The organism is Tepidanaerobacter sp. EBM-49 (assembly GCF_001896645.1).
In the GTDB taxonomy this organism is placed as follows: Bacteria; Bacillota; Thermosediminibacteria; order Thermosediminibacterales; family Tepidanaerobacteraceae; genus Tepidanaerobacter; species Tepidanaerobacter syntrophicus.
This window is the reverse complement of the sequence record NZ_MPPE01000041.1, coordinates 1-20494: the sequence shown is the minus strand read 5'-3', so window position 1 is coordinate 20494 and position 20494 is coordinate 1. Positions and strand designations below refer to the sequence as shown.

Here is a 20494-nt window from a genome sequence, read left to right as displayed (position 1 = left end):
TCCGAGGTGTTAGGTATTACATGCGCATGCCGAAAAAGCTTTCAGTCTCGGCTTTTTCTCCCTGAAGACTTTGCATGCTCCTTCCTCATCTTCGCTTTTGGCGTATGCCTTTTAGACAATTATAATTAAATTGGACTGAGGTGTCAATGAGTCAAATCTCAAACTTTCACAAATCCCTAACAAATTTCACACGAAATTTATAAATTAAATAGGTTATAATTAAGATAGAACATAGTAAATGGAGGTTGATTAAATTGAAGTTGATCAAAAATAAATATTTCGTTGCCGTCTTGATTGGCCTTACAATTGGAATGGCAGTAGTAGCAGGAGGCATTTTTGCTTATAATTCCATCTATCCATCTAAAACAGCAACTGCAGACGGGACCGAGGGTGCGCTTACCCTTGCATCATCAGCTGCTTTGCCGACTAACATTCCCGATATAGTCGATGAAGTAAGTGACGCAGTAGTCTATATAGAAACTACGATAGAGACTCAAACAAGTGTAAACCCCTTTTTTAACGATCCGTTTTTTAAATACTTTTTTGGGGACGATTTTAATTTTCGCACAACCCCTCAAATCAGCAAAGGTTTGGGCAGTGGCTTTATAATCGATACGCAAGGACATATTTTAACAAATGAACATGTCATAAGCGGAGCAAAATCGATTTCTGTCACAGTAAAAGGATTTGATGAGCCTTTTACTGCAACTGTTGTTGGCAAGGACGCATCTATGGATCTGGCAGTGTTAAAAATTAATTCTTCAAAAAAACTGCCCACAATATCCTTGGGTGACTCCGATAGCGCAAGAGTAGGTGAATGGGTAATTGCTATAGGAAATCCTTACAGGCTTGATCACACCGTAACAGTAGGTGTTATTAGTGCAAAGGGAAGACCTATCACAATTGCAGACCAAAGCACCGGAACTACCAGAGTTTATAACAATCTTATCCAAACAGATGCAGCTATTAATCCCGGCAACAGCGGCGGACCTTTAATTTCACTAAACGGAAAGGTCATTGGCATAAATACTGCTGTAAATGCTCAGGCTCAAGGGATAGGTTTTGCAATTCCTATAAACAGCGTCAAGGAAGTGCTAGATGAACTAATTACAAGTGGTTCAATTACAAGACCCTATATCGGCGTGGCTCTTCAGGATATGACAAAAGATCTTGCTGAGTATTTTAAGCTTGATGAAGTCAAGGGCGCCATAATAGCTGATGTTGTCGCCGGCAGCCCTGCTGAAAAAGCCGGTCTGCAAAGAGGAGATGTAATATTAAAAATTAACGATCAGGATATAAAAAATTCCAACGATGTAAGCACAATAGTTAGTAAATCCAAAATAAACGACAAGCTCGTTCTTGTAATACTCAGAAACGGCCAAACTAAATATGTTACAGTAACTGTAGGCAAAAAGCCTGAATAAATCATTAAAGCCCCGGCCTAGTTTACAATCTTTAGGCTGGGGCTTTATTACTATTGATGTATATTTTATACTTATATCTCTGCAAGAAATGGATTTGTGCGCTTTTCAAAGCCAATGTCGGAAGCTTCTCCATGGCCTGGAAGAATTGAAATATCGTCACCCAAGGGGAGAAGTTTTTCTTTAATTGACTTAATAAGCTCATCGTAAGATCCCCCCGGGAAATCTGTACGGCCTACCGAACCGGCAAATAAAGTGTCTCCTGTAAACAACATCCCATCGACTCTAATAGAGATTCCTCCAGGAGTATGTCCGGGTGTATGAATTATCTCAAAGGTAAGATTGCCAACTTTAAATCTTTCGCCGCCTTTTAAAAATATATCTGCCGGAGTTTGAGCAAAGCCGCCACCTACATAGATTGAAAGATTGTCTGCCGGAGATAACAGCATATTAGCATCTTTTTCATGAATAGCTATTTTAGCATTTGTTGCCTTTTTTATTTCGTTTAATGCGCCGATATGATCAATATGGCCATGTGTCAAAATTATATACTTTACTTTGAGGTCCTTAGATTTTATGACGTCCAAAATTTTATCAGCATCTCCGCCCGGATCTATTACAACAGCTTCACCGGTTTTTTTATCAGAAACAATGTAGCAGTTAGCTTATAATGGGCCGACTGATAAGCGTTTTACAAACATGACATATCTCCTCAAATCTCTCATTTAGAAATTTTTATTACTGTCAACTAATATCGTAACAGGGCCGTCGTTTAATATATAAACGAGCATTTGGGCTTGAAACTGGCCTTTTTTTGTTTTAACCTTCTGATTGCAGGCGTCCACAAGAGCCTCATAAAGTTTTTGCGCCTCATCAGGCGGAGCTGCTTGAGTAAAACTAGGCCTGCGTCCTTTTCGAACATCCCCCAACAGTGTGAACTGGGATATCATAAGAATTTCTCCATCAATATCTTGTATTGATTTATTCATCTTCCCTTCGTCATCTTCAAATATCCTGAGCCCTACAATTTTTTCTGCAATATAATCAACATCTTTTATAGTATCGCCGGCAGCTATTCCGACGAAAACCGTCATTCCTTTGCCTATTTTGGCAATCTGCTCATCATTCACAGAAACTGCTGCTTCTTTTACTCTCTGAACTACCGCCCGCATAATATCCCCCTTTACTGGTTCATCACTCTTCGAATACTATATATCCCATTTATTTTTTTGATTTTTTGCATAACATTCTCAAGATGCTGTTTATTATTGATTTCTAGTATCATATCTATAACAGCGACTCCGTCTTTAGTTGTGCGTGCATTAATTGCGTCAATATTTGTTTTCATATCGCTGACTAAATTTATCACTTCAGAAAGTATGCCCGGCCTATCATGGGCAGATGCCTGAATCTCTACTGGATATGAAGTTTCTTCAAATCCTTCCCATTTAACATCTATCAGCCTGTCTTTATCGAAATCTCCCCTTGCTACATTCTTACAGTCTTGCCTATGAATAGAAACGCCTCTGCCTCGCGTGATATATCCTACAATTTTATCCCCCGGAACGGGATTGCAGCAACGTGAAAATTTCACCAAGAGATTATCAACGCCATCTATCTTTATTCCATGGTCCACATTCTTTTTCTTTTTAGCTTTTGTGTCAACTTTTTCGATAATCGTCTCTTGCTTAAGCTTTGTGCTTTTCTTATATTCCTCAAGGATTTTTTGAAGTATTTGTTTTGTCGTAACAGCTCCATAACCGATAGCTGCATACATATCATCAATGTTAGCAAAACTCATTTTCTTTAATAAATTGTTCATAAAGTCAAGTTTCATCAGCTGGTAAATATCGTAACCTTGTCGGCGGCCTTCTTTTTCAAGCATATCCTTCCCTCTGGCAATGTTTTCTTCCCGCCGTTCTTTCTTAAACCACTGCCGTATTTTGTTTTTTGCCTGAGGTGATTTTACTATATTTAACCAGTCCCGGCTAGGTCCCGGACTATGGCTTGATGTAATAATCTCAACTATATCACCGTTAGCTAGCTTATAATCGAGGGGAACCATCTTTTCATTTACTTTGGCTCCCACACACTTATTGCCAATATCAGTATGAATCCTGTAGGCAAAGTCTATAGGGCAAGAGCCCATGGGCAAGTCTATAACATCTCCTTTGGGAGTAAATACATAAACTTCATCAGTGAAAAGATCGATTTTTAAGTTTTCCATAAAGTCTTTTGCATCGCGAAGTTCCCGCTGCCAGTCTAGTATTTCTCTGAGCCATGACAGTTTTTGTTCAAAATCACTGCTATCCTTTCCACCTTCTTTATATCTCCAGTGAGCCGCAATTCCATATTCAGCAGTCTTGTGCATTTCATATGTTCTGATTTGTATTTCAAGAGGGTCTCCGGAAGAATCTATAACTGTGGTATGAAGCGATTGATACATATTAGGTTTTGGCATTGCTATATAATCCTTAAATCTTCCGGGTATAGGTTTCCAAAGGCTGTGAACAACGCCTAATGCGCCATAGCAGTCTTTGACAGTATCAACTATCACCCTGACAGCAGTTAGATCATAAATCTGTTCAAAGGTTTTGTTTTGGTCTTTCATTTTCTTGTATATGCTGTAAAAATGCTTTGGACGCCCTTGTATATCAGCTTCTATCCCGGCAGCCGAAAGTTTTTCTTTTAAAATAGCTATCATTTCGTTAATATGTTTTTCACGTTCTTGTCGCTTTTTTGCAACTTTTTCTACAAGTTCATAGTATTTTTCAGGTTCCAGATATCTAAAAGCCAAGTCTTCCAATTCCCATTTTATTGCAGATATTCCAAGACGGTGCGCAAGAGGTGCAAAAATCTCAAGGGTCTCCATTGCCTTTTCTTTTTGCTTATCTTCCGGCATTGATTTTAATGTTCTCATGTTATGCAATCTATCTGCCAGTTTAATAAGGATTATACGGATATCTTTAGCCATGGCAAAAAACATTTTTCTTAGATTTTCTGCCTGCTGTTCCTCTTTTGTTTTATACTCAAGTTTTCCAAGTTTTGTTACACCGTCTACTAATGTAGCAATTTCGGAGCCGAAATTCTTTTCAATATCTTCTATCGTATAACTGGTATCTTCCACTACATCATGAAGCAGGCCGGCAGCAATAGTGGGAACGTCCAGCTCTAAATCCGCTAAAATCTTAGCAACGCCTAATGGATGAGAAATAAACAGTTCACCTGAAACTCTGCGTTGCTCACCATGTGCTTCTTTTGCGAATTCATAAGCTTTTCGGACTATATTAATGTCAGCTGACGGACTATAAGACAAAATCTGTTTTTCTAGCGAATCAAAATTCAAATACTTTCCCTCCGGCTAACTTAAATATTTTACGAGAGAGAATACATCATAATTTTGCAATACATTCCTGCCGCCTAATTCTGTCAATTCTATCACAACTGCCACCGCCACAACTTTTCCGCCTACTCTTTCTACAAGATCTATATTAGATAAAGCTGTGCCACCGGTAGCCAGCAAATCATCAGCAACTATTACCCTTTGGCCGGGTTTTATTGCATCTTCGTGCATTTGGATAATATCTGTTCCATATTCCAACTTATATTCAGCATTTAGGGTTTTTGCCGGAAGTTTACCGTTTTTTCTTGTGGGTACAAAACCGGCCCCAAGTTCATACGCCAGAGGAGCACCTATAATGAATCCGCGGGCTTCCGGTCCCACTACAATATCAGCATTTTTATCTTTTACCAAATCCGCTAGAGACTTTATTACGAATTTAAATGCTTCTCCATCTTTGATAAGGGTTGTAATATCTTTGAAACTAATCCCCTTCTGGGGAAAATCTTCAATTACTCTAATTTTTCCTTTTAAATCCATTCAATTTCCTCCATATTTTCAGATAAAAGGCTTATAATTTACTATAAAAATCTATAATACTTTTTTTAAGTAAATAAAGATTCATATATGTATCGGAAAACTCTAATTGAATTTTTCTGCCGTTTTTCTTGTAATCTAAGATGTGCATATAGTTGCCGTCGATCTTGTAGCGAATAATGTCCATCTCTTGAAAAACTTTTAATACATTTAACAGGTAAGCTTTATTAAAATCTATCTTTAATTGCTTTTTAAGAATGTCTTCCAGTAAATTAAGATCCAATAAATTATTAGAACCGTTTAAAAAAAGCCTTGATAGCACTTGATAAATTATTTTTAGCTCATCAATCGTCGGGAAAATTCGCCTACATACAAGATAATTATAACGCAAATCCTCTTTATTAAACAGTAGGTGTATTTTTGCATCAGGCAAGATTTGCGCAAGCTGCTTTTTGAATATATTTTCATTAAAAGGAGCATCATAAAAAACAATGTTATCACAGCATGCTTTGCCACAGTCAAAAGCAGGATTTATAGCAACGATATTGTCGCTAAAGATTTTCGGCATTTCCGAGTCAATATTGTACACTATTTCAAACTCATTGTAACTTATATCATCGCATTCTTGAAGTTGTTTTGCAAATTCCCAGGCTTTATAGGGTGTATTTATAATTATTACTGTTTTTTGTTTTGGATCAAGCACTGATTTTATATAGTCAATTTTAGCTTTTGGATTCTCGCCGGGTAAAATAAATTTATTTTTATATATGTCATTAGGGACTTGCCTATCATTTTTATTTAGATATGTTAAATAAGAATTAAAGTTTGCATAATATTTGTTTTCTATTTTAATGAGCAGTTCATCTCTGAAAAACGGAACCTTTAGATCTTTTATATTAAGCTGAGGCTCAACATTGCCATTCCATCGGTTTACTTCTAAAAAGAATGCTATATCCATTATGGAAGCCATGTCTAAATCTTCTTTATACCCTCCAAAATTAAAGCCAATTGCTTCAATATTGTTTTCCCGGCTCTTAAGGCGCAGCTTCAGATGCTTAAAGTCGCTGCCTACCGTTCTTGATGTCTGAATTTGTAAATTCTTGCATGCAAATACCGGTTTTGTGTTTCCGTAACCGAAGGGCTCCATTAGTTCAAGTTGCTTAGCAAGTTCAAGACTTATGTCATCTTGATTAAGCTCCAAATCAATATTGAGTATAGGCTCTGTTGTAAGCTCAATATCCTTTATATTAAAGCGACAGTTCAATTCATCTGTTAGTTTACGAATGTTCTCTGTTTTTATAGTAAGGCCAACGGCCTGTTCATGTCCTCCGAATTTCATAAAAAGATCGGAGAATTCGCTTAGTGCTTCAAAAAGATTAAACCCCGGAATGCTTCTTCCGGAACCGCGCCCCTCACCATTGTTTTCAGATATAACTATGCACGGTCTCTTGTATAATTCAACTAACTTTGAAGCGACAGTACCTACGACGCCAGGGTGCCAGTTAGAGTTTGAGATTACTATAATACTGGACTTGTCTGCAAGATTCTCTTTTTCTATAATTACTTTAGCTTCATCGAAAATCTTGACTTCAATTGCCTGTCTTTCTTGATTGATTTTTTCAAGAGATGATGAAAGTTCATATGCTTTAGCTTCATCTTTACACAATAAAAGTTCTAATGCAGTTTCCGGGTTTCCTATTCTCCCTGCCGCATTCAATCTGGGAGCTATCAGATAGCCGATTTTTCCAGTGTCTAAAGTGGCATTGTTCAATCCCATTTGTGTCAGCATTGCTTTAAGGCCATTGTTAGTTGGATTTTCCAAATAGGCAAGACCGTTCTTAACTATTATCCGGTTTTCATCTAAAAGAGGCACTACATCAGCTATTGTTCCAACAGCTGCAAGTTCTAGGAATTCCTTTTCAAGGGCTGCATCATTTATCTTAAATGCACATGCAAGTTTAAGTGCAACTCCTACGCCTGCCAATTCTTTAAATGGGTAGTTGCAGTCTCTTTGTTTTGGATTTACTATTGCAACAGCATTAGGTATATTTTGCGAAGGTTCATGATGGTCGGTAATGACAATATCAAGACCTAATTTTTTTGCAAATTCTACTTCTTCCGCCGCACTTATGCCGTTGTCTACTGTTATAATAAGTTTTGCTCCTGTGTCGGCTATTGTTTGTATGGCATCTGTGTTAAGCCCATACCCTTCATCTAATCTTGACGGTATATAATACTCAGGCAAGGCACCTAATTTTTCCAACAATTTTATAACTATCGCACAGCTTGTTATGCCATCTGCATCATAGTCTCCATACACCACGATTTTCTCTTTATTTAAAATCGCTTTCTTAATCCGCTCTACGGCTTTATCAATATCTTTTAAAAGCATCGGATCGTATAAATACGAAAGTTTCGGGTATATATATCGCTGAATCTGCTCCTGTGTAATTATGCCTCGTTTTTTCAGTAATTGTAGAATTACAGGATGAAGATTGTTCTCTGCTATATCAACTTCTTCTTTCGTACCTATTTCCCATTTATAATTGCCATTAATCATTGTATCCTCCGATTTTTTTAACCGAGATGTTCTCTTGTTCTATAAATAGCTGTATGCACAACTATAATTATAAACTAATCTGATTTTTATATCAATGAAAATGAAAAATACCCGCCGGTTGACCGTGGATATTTTCCCTTTGAATCTTTAACAATTTCTTACTTTCAAGAATACCTCCATAAATTTTATGGAGGTATTCTTGAATAAAACTATTTTGCTTTCTTAGCTTCCTTTTTTATTACTTCTAAATCTTTGTAGTATCCGCAATTAGGACATACCCTATGAGGCATTTTCGGCTGCCGGCAGCGAGGACATTCTGAAATTGCCGGTAAAGATAATTTCCATTGGCTTCTTCTAGAACCTGTTTTGGCTTTAGGGGTTTTATGTTTTGGATTGGCCATTGCTATAACACCTCCTCGCTATCTGCTGTCTATCAGCTTTTTTAAAACTGCAAGTCTTGGATCTATATCCTCTGTTTCGCAACTGCATGCGCCTAAATTTAAATTTGCACCGCATTTAGAGCAAAGCCCTTTGCAATCAGGTTTACACAAAATTTGGCTAGGACAATTTAAAATAATTTCACTTACTATCTGGGGATAAAGTTCTATTTCCTCACCTTTGAACGCAAAAATATCATCCGTTTCAGCTAAGATATCACTAAATTTAAACAAAAACTCCATTCCAAACTTGACCGGTGTCGGAGCGAGGCATCGTGAGCACAAACCGACTGCAGAAACCTCAATATGGCCCTCTGCTTGAAATATTCTATCGCCAAGATTCTCGATTTTTCCGGTTACTTGCACAGGGCCTACTTTAGTAATATTCTCATGTGAAAGATCAATATTCATCTTTTCCTGGGTGAATGCAAATTCAGCCGTACTTCCAACCACATGTTTCATTCCTACCAAACTTAATTTCACAAAATTCACCTCAAAAGCATCCTGTTGTGATAGCAATAAAGAAATGCAGTCGGTCTTATTATATATTTACAGCAAGTCTGTGTCAAGCGTTTTTGACTAAAGACATTGTATCTAATGCTATCATAAGTTCTTCATTTGTTGGAACAACAAGGGTTTTTACTTTTGCATCGTCTGATGAGATATCTCCTTGTTTACCCCGCACAGTTGTATTATTTTTATTTTCATCAATACTTATGCCAAGATAATCCATTTCACTGCATATCATTTTCCTTACAGTATTCGAATTTTCTCCAATTCCTCCGGTAAATACGATAGCATCTAGGCCGTTCATAGCAGCAGCGTAGGAGCCTATATATTTCTTGCATTGATAAGCAAACATGTCAAGAGCAAGTTTTGCTCGCTCATTGCCGTTATCTGCAGCTTCCTCCAAATCTCTAAAGTCGCTACTTACCCCTGAAATTCCATAAACGCCGCATTCTTTATTCAAGTAGTCGTTTACTTCATCCGGAGAGAGCCCTTCCTTTTCCATTATAAACGGTACAATTGCGGGATCTATACTGCCGCAACGAGTTCCCATTATAACGCCCTCTAAGGGAGTAAAGCCCATGCTGTTGTCAATTGATTTACCATTTTTTATGGCTGTTATACTTGAACCATTGCCAAGGTGCAGCGTTATAATCTTTAAATTCACAAGAGGTTTACCTAGTATTTTCGCGGCTTCCCCCGCTACAAAGCAGTGAGATGTTCCATGAAAACCATATCTTCTTATAGCGTATTTTTCATACATCTTATAAGGAAGGCCATACATATAGGCATACTTGGGCATTGTTTGATGAAAAGCCGTGTCAAACACGCCTACCATGGGAATGTCAGGTAACATTTCACGCACCGCTTCAATACCGATGATATTTGGGGGGTTGTGTAGCGGAGCTATTTCAATGCACTCATTTAAAACTTCCATAACATCCGAATTAATTATTACTGAACCCGAAAATTTCTCTGCACCATGCACAACGCGATGACCAACTGCTGATATTTCGCAAAGATCATTGATAACACCATAATCTTTATTTATCAATGCATCCAGCATTAACTTTACTGCAACTTTATGGTCTGGAATATTCTCCTCTATTTTCACAGTTTCTTTTCCTTGCGGAGTATGTTTGAGCATTCCGCTTTCAAGGCCTATTCTTTCGACTAAACCTTTTGCAAGAACAGAATTGTCCTCCATATTAAACAGCTGATATTTTAGCGATGAACTTCCGCAGTTAATAACAAGAATTTTCAATTTAATTGTCTCCTCCTTTTGTGCTTTCAAATTACTGAGTCGCCTGCAGGCATGTTATTGCAACCACATTTACTATATCATCAGCATTGCAGCCTCTTGATAAATCGTTTATAGGGGCAGCCAATCCTTGGCTTATCGGTCCTATAGCAGTAGCTTTGGCAAGTCTTTGCACTAGTTTATATCCTATATTACCCGCATTAAGATCAGGGAATATTAGAACATTTGCCCTACCTGCCACTTGGCTGTCGGGTGCTTTTAACTTGGCAACTTGCGGAACTAAAGCGGCATCCGCTTGAAGCTCTCCATCTGCAAGAAGGTCAGGAGCTTGTTGCTTAAGTATCTTTGTAGCCTCTACAACTTTATCTACCAATTCATTTTGTGCGCTTCCTTTTGTAGAAAATGACAGCATTGCTATACGCGGCTCATCTTCCATTAGAGATTTCCATGTATTGGCAGTGGAAATAGCAATGCTTGCCAACTGTTCTGAATCAGGATTTGGATTTATTGCACAATCTGCAAAAAGAATATGGCCTGCTGAGCCTAACTCACAATTTGGCACTATCATCATAAAGGCGCTAGATACCACACTGATGCCGGGTGCAGTTTTAACTATTTGAAATGCCGGCCTGAAAATATCTGATGTGGCTGTTATAGCTCCCCCTACCATTCCGTCAACATCACCATTTTTAACCATTAAAACTCCATACCATATAGGATCTTCTACCAGTTCTCTCGCCTTATCCAAAGTCATGCCTTTGTTTTTACGCAATTCATACAATAGATTTGCATACTCTTCGGATTTAGGCGATGTTTTAGGATTGAGAATTTGAACTCCCAAGGATTCCAGCTTACTTGAAGCTTCTAAATTTTCCTTTTCTGCTAGTACCACAACCTTTGCAATTTTTTCTCTTGCAATAATTTCTGCTGCACTAATGACCCTTTCATCGCTTCCTTCAGGTAGCACTATTGTCTTTTGTGAAGCTTTTGCCCGCTCCCTTATCTTTTTAATAAAATCCATACTAAATACTCCTCCCTTTATCTATCACTTAAATATTTTTAATATATTTTTAGCTTTGCGGTCTCATAAAACCTTGTTAATTATAACACAATATCTGCGGAAAGTTTAAGCAAAGTTCTAATACCTGGCAATAAAAATGTGTTCAACTTTAGTAATTGTTCTATAGCAAAACTGAAATTTCCTTCTTAAAAGTTTTTTATTTTTGTTATATAATAAACAAAAGTAATTATGAGGAGCGTAGCCAATTGAATGTTGTTGGAATCGTGTCAGAATATAACCCTTTTCACAATGGTCACTTATATCAATTAGACATGATTAAAAAATCCCTGAGGCCAGATGCTATAATAACTGTCATGAGCGGAAACTTCGTGCAGCGCGGACAGCCAGCTGTCTTTGACAAATGGGCACGGGCCGAAATGGCTCTTGCTCAAGGAATAGATCTCGTAATTGAGCTGCCTGTTTGTTTTTCGACTGCAACAGCCGAAATTTTTGCAGAAAGTGCCGTAAGATTGCTGCAAAGCTGCAAAATTGTAAATACATTAAGTTTTGGTGTTGAAGATTGTGATACTAAAAAATTAGTACAGTTAGGAGAAACTCTATCCGCAGAACCTAAACTTTTTAAACAATTTATAAATGAATATCTCAAAAGCGGTTTATCGTTTCCGGCAGCTAGAGAAAAGGCATTGATAAAATATGCTTTAGCAGAAGATTTGAATCTAGACATAGATTCAGCGTCCATGCTACTTAAAAAACCAAATTATATTTTGGCAATAGAGTATATAAAAGCTATTAATAAGCTTAGAGCGGATTTTTCAATCTTTCCTGTTGCAAGAAAAGGTTCGGATTATAACAATAAAAGCCTTACAGGAAAATATTCCAGTGCATCAGCTATAAGAGAAGCCCTATCAAAGGAAACCGCTTTTTTGACAAGTGAAATTGCAGAAAGCCTTCCTGCTTCTACGGTTGAAATTATAGAGCGAGAAATAAAATCAGGTCGTTCTCCTGTTTTTTTAAGCGACTTTGAAGATATTATTTTTTATAACTTGCGGAGAATGACTGCAAAAGAACTCAAAAATTATTTCGATGTTGAAGAAGGCCTTGAAAATAGAATAAAAAAAGCTGCCAAAGTTTGCGGAAATCTTAAGCAGCTTATTTTACAAATAAGGTCGAAACGTTATCCATTAACTCGCATTCAAAGAATACTTATTCACTCAATGTTGGATATTCATCAAAGCATGGTTTCAAAGCGATCCCCGGAATATCTAAGGATACTCGGATTTACTTCAAAAGGTGCTCACTTGCTAAAAGATATAAAAGCAAAGGCTGCACTGCCTATAATTACCTGTGCATCTGAGTATAAGAAACTAAACCCTTTGGCAAGAGCAATGTTCGAAAAAGACATACTTGCAACGGATATTTATGTTCTGGCCCACGAGAATGCTTCATTTAGAAAAGCAGCCTCCGACTTTTCTAGAAAAGTTATCTACTTTAATTCTTTTAGGTAATTTAGCATATCATCAAGGGTGCTTACTGGGACAATTTCTATATCCAAGCCTTTTGCCGCCTTTTTTGCATCTTCTGCATTATTTACAGGAACAAAGAATATCTGTGCTCCATCCCGGGCGGCTGCTCGCACTTTTTGTTTTGCGCCGCCTATTTCACCAATCTGCTCGTCAAGACTTATAGTGCCTGTCCCAGCAATTTTTTTGCCCTTCGTCAGATCTTCTTTCGAAAGTTGGTTTAGAATTTCAAGTGTCAGCATACTACCGGCAGAAGGCCCGCCAATATCACCCGTATCAATTTCTATCTTCAGTGGCAAATTTGGTTTCCAATTTAGCGTAGTTATATATATACCCACTATGGCTTTCCCTTTTTCTGTCTTGCTCTCAATTGTGGGTATAGAAACGGTTATAGTCTTGCCTTCTCTTACAATTTCGAATTTAACTATATCGCCGACTTTATGGCTTGAAACCTTTTTTACAACCTCATCGGCTAAATTTACCTTTTCGCCATCCACCTTTATTATTACGTCTTGGGGCATTAATTTTCCATTTGCTGGACTTTCTGGCATTATTTCTACTACTTGGGCTCCGTCGCCTAAAATCTGAGGGTTATAACCTGCTTTCCTAAGTGCTACCACTTCTGCTATTTTTTGGCTTTCTTCCATCCATCTTTTCATATATTCCATATACTGATTAATATCCCAGCCAGCAGGTATTACATCTTCTTTTCTTTCAATATCAGTGTAAGGGTCTATTGCAGCATATATAAAAAGTGGTATATTGAGAGTTCTGCTTGATACTGCTGTTAAAAAAATAGAGCCTTCTTTGTGCTTTATTCCATTTTCAACAGTTACGATTTCTTTCAAATCAACAGTTATTCCCGGCGCCATTATTGTATAATTCTGAGCTAAATAGTAATTTATACCTAATAGTATTACAATTAACGCCAAAAATTGCAGTAGCTTTTTTTTATGCTTGCCAGACATTGTCCTACCTTCTTTTCTGATTGTATTATTAAATATTACTAACAAATTATTTTGCTTTATTTAATTCGTCTCTTCCTCTTTTTAATGTTTCAAGCAATTCTTCAAGATATTTTTGTGCATTTTCTAATACTTCATCAGCATATTCATTGGCACCGGTACGCAAATCGCGAGCAGTCTGCTTAGTATAAGCTAAGATTTGTTCGGATTTTTCTCTGGCAAGTCTGGTTATTTCATTTTCATCTACCATTTTTTCAATTGTTGTTTCAGCTTCTTTTACTATTAAGTCTCCTTGCTGTTTCGCTTCAGACAAAATTCGCTGCTCTTCTTCAAGCACTCTTTTAGCATCTTTTAGATCTTCGGGTATATTGCGCACAATTTCATCGATCAAGTTTAATGCCTGTTCTTTATTTATTATTACCTTATTAGAGAATGGAACTTTTGGACTATCCATTATTAAATTCTGAAGCTGCTCTATAGCTTGAAAACATTTCATGGAAAAACCCCCTTCAAGGTTTTTACTTTTTATTGTCAATTTTAAATTTATCCTTTAAGCGTTTTTCAACTAATGGCGGCACAACAGTTGCTACACATCCGCCAAAACTTGCAACTTCTTTTACAACACTTGAACTTAAATATGAATATTTGCTGCTTGTCATAATAAAAATCGTCTCTATGTGTTCATCTAATTTCTTATTCATAAGAGCCATTTGAAGCTCATATTCAAAATCAGAAACAGCCCTAAGCCCCTTTACTATTACATCTGCTTTTTTTAGTCTTGCAAAATCTATTAGCAAACCGGAAAAAGTGTCAATTTCAACGTTCGGCATGTTCTTTACTGATTCCTGAATCATCTCAATTCTTTCTTCGACAGTAAAAAGCGGCGTTTTTCTTGGGTTTGACAGCACTGCTACGATTAATCTGTCAAATAATTTTGCGCTTCTTTCTATTATGTCAACATGGCCATATGTAATTGGGTCAAAACTTCCTGGGTATATACCTATTTTCAATTCTGTCACTCCCTAATCAAAAATGTCAGCATTGACTTGCCATATTTTTTGCGTTTATAGCATAAAAAACCATCAGTATTAAATAGTTCGTCTTCTGCGTGTTGAATCACTATGATGGATTTTAGCGGCTCAAAATCTCGTAAGATCGTTAATATTGGTTCTATTTTGTTTTTCGAATAAGGGGGATCCATGAATATTATGTCAAATTCTTCGCCTTGCTTTAGCAGATTTTTTAGGGCAGACTCTGCATCATCCCTAATTATCCTGGATTTTTCGGTAAGAGCTAGATTCTCAAGATTTTGTTTAATTATCGAGCAAGCCTCAAGGGATTTTTCAACAAAAATCGCACTTTCTGATCCACGACTTAGTGCCTCAATTCCTACTGCTCCGGTTCCTGCAAACAAGTCTAAAAAACGACTTCCCGCAATCTTGCCGCCCAATATATCAAATAACGCTTCTCTTACAATATCCGCTGTAGGTCTTGTATTTTTCCCTTTTAGCGATTTAATCTTTCTTCCTTTATGCATGCCGCCAATAACTCTCACTCTTTAAGCACCTCAGACCTCTTTAAGCATTATTCTAACACATTATTTAATGATTTAAAACAAAATATTAGTTAATTGCATCCTTTGCCTTATTTTCGAGTAATTCCTTGAGATTTTTATATTCTGGGAGCTGAAGATAATTTTTCTGCAATATTTCGCTAGCTAATTTTTGAGTAGTTTCAAGGATATCTGTGTTTTCAACAAAGCTTGCAAACTTGAACTCAAAAAATCCATGTTGTCTTATGCCTAAAAATTCTCCGGGTCCTCTCATTTCCAAATCTTTTTGCGAAATTTCAAAGCCATCTTGACATTTCATTAAAAACTTCAACCTCGTTAGAGCCTCAGGTTGGCTAGAGGCAGTCATTAAAATGCAATAAGATTTCAATAAGCTTCTACCAACTCGACCGCGCAATTGATGAAGCTGGGCTAAACCAAATCTTTCTGCATTTTCTACAATAATAAGTGTAGCATCAGGAACGTCTATCCCTACCTCTACAACTGTAGTTGCTACAAGGGCTTGAATTTCCTTTCTTAAAAAGCGGCCTAATATCTCATCTTTTTCGTCTTGTTTCATTTTACCATGGAGAATTCCTATCTTTAGGCTTGGATAATTTTCTTTTAACCAAGCTGCATGTTCCTCTACATTTGCCACATCCAGTTCATTTTCTTCCACTGCAGGACATACAACATAAACCAAATGGCCTTTTTTTATTTCTAAAGCCGCAAAATCATATACCTTTTTTCTCATAGAATCTCGGACTACATAAGTATCGACCTTTTGCCTGCCTTTTGGGAGAGTGTCTATAATAGAAATGTCCAGATCTCCATAAAGCGCCATAGCAGCAGTACGCGGTATAGGAGTTGCGCTCATAACTATTACATCCGGAGAATAACCTTTTTTCACCAAATTCTCCCTTTGTTTTACTCCAAATCTATGCTGTTCATCTGTAATGATCATTCCTAATTTTTTAAACATCACATCTTCTTCTAAAATAGCATGTGTACCCACTAAAACATCTATACTACCGTTTTTAAGTTGCGATAAAATCTTTTTTCTCTCCTTGCCGGCAAGCCCTCCTTTTAATATTTCAACATTTACTCCATGAGGCTTGAGAAACTTTTTCAATGTATTATAATGCTGATCGGCTAAAATCTCAGTAGGAGCCATCATTGCGCCTTGAAGACCATTTTTTGCCGCAAGATACAAAGCCGCACATGCTATGATAGTTTTTCCTGAGCCTACATCTCCTTGCACCAGTCTGCTCATAACATTTTTGCTTCGCAAATCTTCCACTATCTCTTCTAAAACCTTTTTTTGGCCGGATGTAAGTGAAAAAGGAAGGGATGATAAGAAAGGTGTTAATTCAAGGTTCTTATACATATTTTTGCGCTTTTCAGCTTTTACGCAGTATCTGGATAAACCGGCAGATAGTTGAAACAACAGCAATTCCTCAAAAACAAATCTTTGTCTTGCCTTCTCAAGCATATTAAAGCTTTGTGGAAAATGTATGTTTTTTATAGCTTCTTTAAGGGAAAGTAAATTATATTCTTTGATAATATCTTCAGGCAATGTATCCTCTATACTCGATACAACTTCCAATGCATTTTTTACGATGCTTCTTAAAAAATTTTGGGATACACCTTTGGTCAAAGGATAGATAGGGCGAATTTTTTCAAGTTTTTCGCCCCGTTTTATTTCTTCAAACTTTATCCATTCAGGAGCAGAAATTTCATAGGTTCCGAAATTTTTTCTTATTTTTCCTATAAGTATTAGCTTTTGATGAGGGTAAAAGCTTCTTTCAATAAACGGCTGATTAAAAAACACAGCATAGCCTTTATTTTGGCCATCACTAACCGGCACTTTTGTAATGTAAAGGCCGGAGTTTGTTTTTGTAGTTGCAGCTCTTCCTGTTACAACACAGGGAAAGGCTCCTGTTTTATCTTCTGCTCCCTGTTTAAACGTTAGTGGTGACATATCCAGGTAATCCCTGGGAAAATAAAACAGCACATCTTTAATGGTATATATGTCTAGCTTAGAAAGTTGTTTTGCCCGCGCAGGACCAACACCTTTAATATTCTGAACATTAGAGTTTAAATCCAATCAATCACACCCTTATTCCAGAGAAACAATGTAATAATATAGGCTTTGGCCTCCAAAATAGTATTCCACATCAAAATCCTTATACTTTTCTGTTAAAGCTTCTACTGCCTCTTTTACCGAATCTTCGCTTACATCATCGCCATAATAGATTGTAATTATCCCGCCGATTGCACCTTCGGCCATTTTATCTACAAGATCCAGCAAAACCTTCTCCTTGTTATCTCCAATAACGACTATATCATCTTCCTTTATCCCGATAATATCCCCTTTTTTTATCTTGATTCCGTCCCATGATGTATCTCTGACTGCATAAGTAACTTCACCGGAAATTACGTTTTGAATATTTCTTTCCATATTCGAAATGTTTTCTTGTACTGAAAAATCAGGATTAAAAGCCAACAGCGCCGCAATACCCTGCGGAATTGATTTGGTAGGAACAACATACACGTTTTTAGTTGAAATGCTCTTTGCTTGCTGGGCAGTCAATATTATGTTCTTATTGTTTGGTAAAATAATTGCGTCTTCATAACTACTATTTTCTATAGCGGAAAGTATATCTTCTGTACTAGGATTCATAGATTGGCCGCCTTCGATTATATCGGCGCCCATGCTTTTGAAGATCTCATTTAAACCTTTGCCTTGAGATACCGCGATTACGCCTACTTTTTTCTTTGATGTCGTTTCCTTATTCTCAGAAATCTTGATATCAGCTTTATTTTCTTCTACTACTTCATTATTGATAATCTCATTATGCTGTATTTTCATATTATCAATTTTAATTTTTGATAGTTCTCCTCTTTTTAATGCAGCATTTAAGACCCTATCTGGATTATTAGTATGGATATGTATCTTCACGAGGTCACCCATGCCGGTTACTATCATAGAATCTCCTATGCCATCCAATTCTTGTTTTAGTGAATTTATATCTATTTCTTTTCCGATTATAAGTAGCTCTGTACAATAAATATATTTTATTTCTTGAGGAATTTTTTCACTTTCGTAAGCAGTTTTATATGAAGACTCATAATTCTTTTCCTTAAGGGACGCAACATCTAAATTTGGATTTTTTATTGCCTCAAGAAAGCCTTTCATTAAGAATATAAGACCTTTTCCTCCGGCATCTACTACATTTGCTTCCTTAAGGACTTTTAACATGTCTGGTGTTTTTTCAAGGACTTTCTCGCCATATTTTATAGTGTTTTCAAGCACGGTTTCCAAATCTTCATACCGTCTTGCTTCCATAATCATTTTGTCAGCAGTTTCTCGAGCTACCGTAAGGATCGTTCCCTCCACCGGTCTCATTACTGCCCGATATGCCGCATCAACTCCATTTTTATATGCCGTGGCAAGTTCATAAGGGGTAATGCTTTTCTTATTGGAAGGAATGCCCTGGGCAAAGCCCCTAAAGAGCTGAGAAAGAATAACTCCGGAATTGCCCCTTCCTCCCATCAATGAACCCCATGCCAAGGCGTCAGCGATCTTTTTTAGATCATTTGATGACACTTTTTCCAATTCTCTTACTGCCTGGTCCATTGTCAGGGACATATTCGTTCCCGTATCTCCGTCAGGCACAGGAAATACATTTAGTGCATCTACATTTTTCTTATTTTGCCTTAAAACAAAAGCTGCATTTATTATAGCTTTTCTTAGCAAATTGCCATCGATTTTTTTAATAGCCAATGCTACAACCTCCCCGTACCTTACTTTGTTCTGACGCCGTGAACTATTACATTAATTTTGTCAGGCTCAAATCCCAAGAAGTTTTCCAATGTGAAACTTACTTTTTCAATAACGTTATTTGCAACTTCATGGATTTTTATGCCATATTGTACTACCACATGTAAATCGATAATTAGCAAATCTCCTTCAAGCCTTACTTCTACGCCTTTGTGCAGATTTTCTCTTCCTAAAAGTTCAGTCAGGCCATCGCTCATTTTTCTGGAAACCATGCCTACTAAACCATAACATTCAACAGCCGCATTGCCGGCAAGCACAGCTATAACATCTTTGGATATTTCTATTTCTCCCAATGAAGTCTTTATTATATTTTTCAAGATTGCCTCCCTCCAAGCATTATAAATACTTTAGATTTATTATAATATATTTTATAGGTTTTTCATAATCCATTAAAAGCAAAACCATTGAAAGACATTTTTATTGCAGTGCTGTTTTTTATATGATACAATACTTTTGGCGTATTTAATCATACCATGACCATGCTAATTTTTAAAAAAATATATGGAGCGTGGATTGTCAAAAGATAATAGGGAGGTGTAGTAATGGCAAAATGTGAGATTTGTGGCAAAGCCCCAAGGAGAGGTATACAGCTTAGCCATTCTCATAGAAAGTCAAAACGCACATGGGCTCCGAATATTTTCCGAGTAAAAGCTGATTTAAATGGCCGCATAAAAAGGATAAATGTATGCAGCAGCTGCTTACGCTCCGGAAAAGTAAAAAGAGCCAAATAAAGAATCAGCGTGCCGGTAAAGCACGCTTCTTTATTTTGTCAAATATTATTGTTTTTTAACTTTCTTATCGTTTCTGCAGGGCAATGAGATTGGTAAATAGCAGAACCTGCTACTAATATATCCGCTCCGGCTTTTGCTATATCCGATGCGTTATCCTCATTGATCCCACCATCAACTTCTATTAAGACATCTGCGTTCTTTTGTCTAATCATCTTTTTTAAATCCATTATTTTTTCCATCATTGCAGGAATAAATTTTTGTCCACCAAACCCAGGGTTAACGCTCATTATCAGCACCATATAAATATCATTTATTACATATTCCAGGCTCGAAATAGGAGTCGACGGATTTAGAGCAACTCCTGCTTTCATTCCCTTATCCTTTATATAACCTAATACCCTATGCAAGTGAACCGTTGCCTCTTCGTGAACCGTAATAATGTCTGCTCCTGCCTTAGCAAATTCATCAATATATCTTTCGGGGTTTTCGATCATTAGATGAACATCAAAGGGCAGATTAGTTTTTCCTTTAAGACATGATATAACTGGGGGGCCAATTGTTATATTTGGCACAAAATGTCCATCCATTACATCTATATGTAACAGATCAGCTCCACCGTCTTCTACTTTTTTTATATCTTCTAATAAGCAACTAAAATCTGCAGATAAAATTGAAGGTGCAATTTTTGTCATAAACCATCAAGCCGTTACAGAAAACTTATAAAACTTTATAAGGTATTTCAAAACTCTACAAAGTTTATGTTTCCTTCCTTGTTCATCGCACCCACTTTCGATTAACCCT

20 protein-coding genes are annotated in these 20494 nt (G+C 36.9%); 3 read left to right on the top strand and 17 right to left on the bottom strand.

Annotated features, from left to right (window positions below; all coding sequences use genetic code 11):
* Nucleotides 1–254 precede the first annotated feature (254 nt).
* Nucleotides 255–1424: a S1C family serine protease gene (locus BUE08_RS06785; RefSeq protein WP_238142712.1), complete on the top strand. Its 1170-nt coding sequence runs from the start codon at nt 255–257 to the stop codon at nt 1422–1424.
* 71 nt (nt 1425–1495) lie between these two features.
* On the opposite strand, the gene BUE08_RS06780 is transcribed toward BUE08_RS06785, so the two are convergent.
* The 9 genes from BUE08_RS06780 to pta form a co-directional block, all read right to left on the bottom strand.
* A complete protein-coding gene (locus BUE08_RS06780; RefSeq protein WP_286680675.1) occupies nt 1496–2074 on the bottom strand; it encodes an MBL fold metallo-hydrolase in 579 nt (192 codons plus the stop codon).
* A 72-nt stretch (nt 2075–2146) separates the two neighbouring features.
* On the bottom strand, nt 2147–2593 hold the full coding sequence (dtd, locus tag BUE08_RS06775; protein WP_059033867.1) for a D-aminoacyl-tRNA deacylase: 447 nt from the start codon (nt 2591–2593) through the stop codon (nt 2147–2149).
* Between the two features lie 11 nt (nt 2594–2604).
* Nucleotides 2605–4767, bottom strand: coding sequence for a RelA/SpoT family protein (locus tag BUE08_RS06770; RefSeq protein WP_059033865.1), 2163 nt, complete (start codon nt 4765–4767; stop codon nt 2605–2607).
* A 15-nt stretch (nt 4768–4782) separates the two neighbouring features.
* Nucleotides 4783–5301, bottom strand: coding sequence for an adenine phosphoribosyltransferase (locus BUE08_RS06765; protein ID WP_059033863.1), 519 nt, complete (start codon nt 5299–5301; stop codon nt 4783–4785).
* Nucleotides 5302–5332: 31 nt separating this feature from the next.
* Nucleotides 5333–7858 (bottom strand): single-stranded-DNA-specific exonuclease RecJ, encoded by a 2526-nt coding sequence (gene recJ / locus BUE08_RS06760; RefSeq protein ID WP_274964094.1) that lies wholly within the window; start codon nt 7856–7858, stop codon nt 5333–5335.
* Between the two features lie 209 nt (nt 7859–8067).
* Nucleotides 8068–8259, bottom strand: coding sequence for a 50S ribosomal protein L32 (gene rpmF, locus BUE08_RS06755; RefSeq protein ID WP_059033860.1), 192 nt, complete (start codon nt 8257–8259; stop codon nt 8068–8070).
* A gap of 18 nt (nt 8260–8277) precedes the next feature.
* Nucleotides 8278–8787: a YceD family protein gene (locus BUE08_RS06750; protein WP_273038669.1), complete on the bottom strand. Its 510-nt coding sequence runs from the start codon at nt 8785–8787 to the stop codon at nt 8278–8280.
* Nucleotides 8788–8860: 73 nt separating this feature from the next.
* Nucleotides 8861–10066 carry an acetate/propionate family kinase gene (locus tag BUE08_RS06745; protein ID WP_274964095.1) on the bottom strand — a complete coding sequence of 402 codons (1206 nt, stop codon included), beginning with the start codon at nt 10064–10066 and terminating at the stop codon, nt 8861–8863.
* Nucleotides 10067–10097: 31 nt separating this feature from the next.
* Nucleotides 10098–11084 (bottom strand): phosphate acetyltransferase, encoded by a 987-nt coding sequence (gene pta, locus BUE08_RS06740; protein WP_059033857.1) that lies wholly within the window; start codon nt 11082–11084, stop codon nt 10098–10100.
* Between the two features lie 245 nt (nt 11085–11329).
* Here pta and BUE08_RS06735 point away from each other — a divergent pair, with 245 nt between their 5' ends.
* Nucleotides 11330–12589 (top strand): nucleotidyltransferase, encoded by a 1260-nt coding sequence (locus tag BUE08_RS06735; RefSeq protein ID WP_213995886.1) that lies wholly within the window; start codon nt 11330–11332, stop codon nt 12587–12589.
* On the opposite strand, the gene BUE08_RS06730 is transcribed toward BUE08_RS06735, so the two are convergent.
* From BUE08_RS06730 to BUE08_RS06700, 7 genes are all read right to left on the bottom strand, one after another.
* Nucleotides 12568–13572: a YlbL family protein gene (locus tag BUE08_RS06730; protein WP_083497744.1), complete on the bottom strand. Its 1005-nt coding sequence runs from the start codon at nt 13570–13572 to the stop codon at nt 12568–12570. The two genes, BUE08_RS06735 and BUE08_RS06730, sit on opposite strands and share 22 nt — an antisense overlap.
* A gap of 46 nt (nt 13573–13618) precedes the next feature.
* Nucleotides 13619–14065, bottom strand: a complete 447-nt coding sequence (locus tag BUE08_RS06725; RefSeq protein WP_059033849.1) for a hypothetical protein — start codon at nt 14063–14065, stop codon at nt 13619–13621.
* A 22-nt stretch (nt 14066–14087) separates the two neighbouring features.
* On the bottom strand, nt 14088–14579 hold the full coding sequence (coaD, locus tag BUE08_RS06720; RefSeq protein WP_059033847.1) for a pantetheine-phosphate adenylyltransferase: 492 nt from the start codon (nt 14577–14579) through the stop codon (nt 14088–14090).
* A 5-nt stretch (nt 14580–14584) separates the two neighbouring features.
* Entirely contained in the window at nt 14585–15124 is a 540-nt protein-coding gene (gene rsmD, locus BUE08_RS06715; RefSeq protein WP_213995887.1) for a 16S rRNA (guanine(966)-N(2))-methyltransferase RsmD, read from the bottom strand.
* Nucleotides 15125–15191: 67 nt separating this feature from the next.
* Nucleotides 15192–17225, bottom strand: a complete 2034-nt coding sequence (gene recG / locus BUE08_RS06710) for an ATP-dependent DNA helicase RecG (RefSeq protein ID WP_213995889.1) — start codon at nt 17223–17225, stop codon at nt 15192–15194.
* A gap of 12 nt (nt 17226–17237) precedes the next feature.
* Nucleotides 17238–18905 carry a DAK2 domain-containing protein gene (locus tag BUE08_RS06705; RefSeq protein ID WP_213995890.1) on the bottom strand — a complete coding sequence of 556 codons (1668 nt, stop codon included), beginning with the start codon at nt 18903–18905 and terminating at the stop codon, nt 17238–17240.
* 20 nt (nt 18906–18925) lie between these two features.
* On the bottom strand, nt 18926–19279 hold the full coding sequence (locus BUE08_RS06700; protein ID WP_059033840.1) for an Asp23/Gls24 family envelope stress response protein: 354 nt from the start codon (nt 19277–19279) through the stop codon (nt 18926–18928).
* Between the two features lie 225 nt (nt 19280–19504).
* On the opposite strand from BUE08_RS06700, the gene rpmB reads away from it, so the two are divergent.
* Nucleotides 19505–19693, top strand: a complete 189-nt coding sequence (rpmB, locus tag BUE08_RS06695) for a 50S ribosomal protein L28 (protein ID WP_059033838.1) — start codon at nt 19505–19507, stop codon at nt 19691–19693.
* A gap of 38 nt (nt 19694–19731) precedes the next feature.
* Here the strand turns inward: rpmB and rpe are convergent, their stop codons facing one another.
* Nucleotides 19732–20385, bottom strand: a complete 654-nt coding sequence (gene rpe / locus BUE08_RS06690; RefSeq protein ID WP_059033836.1) for a ribulose-phosphate 3-epimerase — start codon at nt 20383–20385, stop codon at nt 19732–19734.
* Nucleotides 20386–20494: the final 109 nt, after the last annotated feature.

What these genes read in the sequence shown, in the direction of transcription:
- dtd (WP_059033867.1), bottom strand. Translation starts at nt 2,593, where the DNA reads ATGCGGGCGGTAGTTCAGAGAGTAAAAGAAGCAGCAGTTTCTGTGAAT.
- BUE08_RS06725 (WP_059033849.1), bottom strand. Translation starts at nt 14,065, where the DNA reads ATGAAATGTTTTCAAGCTATAGAGCAGCTTCAGAATTTAATAATGGAT.
- rpmF (WP_059033860.1), bottom strand. Translation starts at nt 8,259, where the DNA reads ATGGCCAATCCAAAACATAAAACCCCTAAAGCCAAAACAGGTTCTAGA.
- pta (WP_059033857.1), bottom strand. Translation starts at nt 11,084, where the DNA reads ATGGATTTTATTAAAAAGATAAGGGAGCGGGCAAAAGCTTCACAAAAG.
- recJ (WP_274964094.1), bottom strand. Translation starts at nt 7,858, where the DNA reads ATGATTAATGGCAATTATAAATGGGAAATAGGTACGAAAGAAGAAGTT.
- rpmB (WP_059033838.1), top strand. Translation starts at nt 19,505, where the DNA reads ATGGCAAAATGTGAGATTTGTGGCAAAGCCCCAAGGAGAGGTATACAG.
- rpe (WP_059033836.1), bottom strand. Translation starts at nt 20,385, where the DNA reads ATGACAAAAATTGCACCTTCAATTTTATCTGCAGATTTTAGTTGCTTA.
- BUE08_RS06765 (WP_059033863.1), bottom strand. Translation starts at nt 5,301, where the DNA reads ATGGATTTAAAAGGAAAAATTAGAGTAATTGAAGATTTTCCCCAGAAG.
- BUE08_RS06730 (WP_083497744.1), bottom strand. Translation starts at nt 13,572, where the DNA reads ATGTCTGGCAAGCATAAAAAAAAGCTACTGCAATTTTTGGCGTTAATT.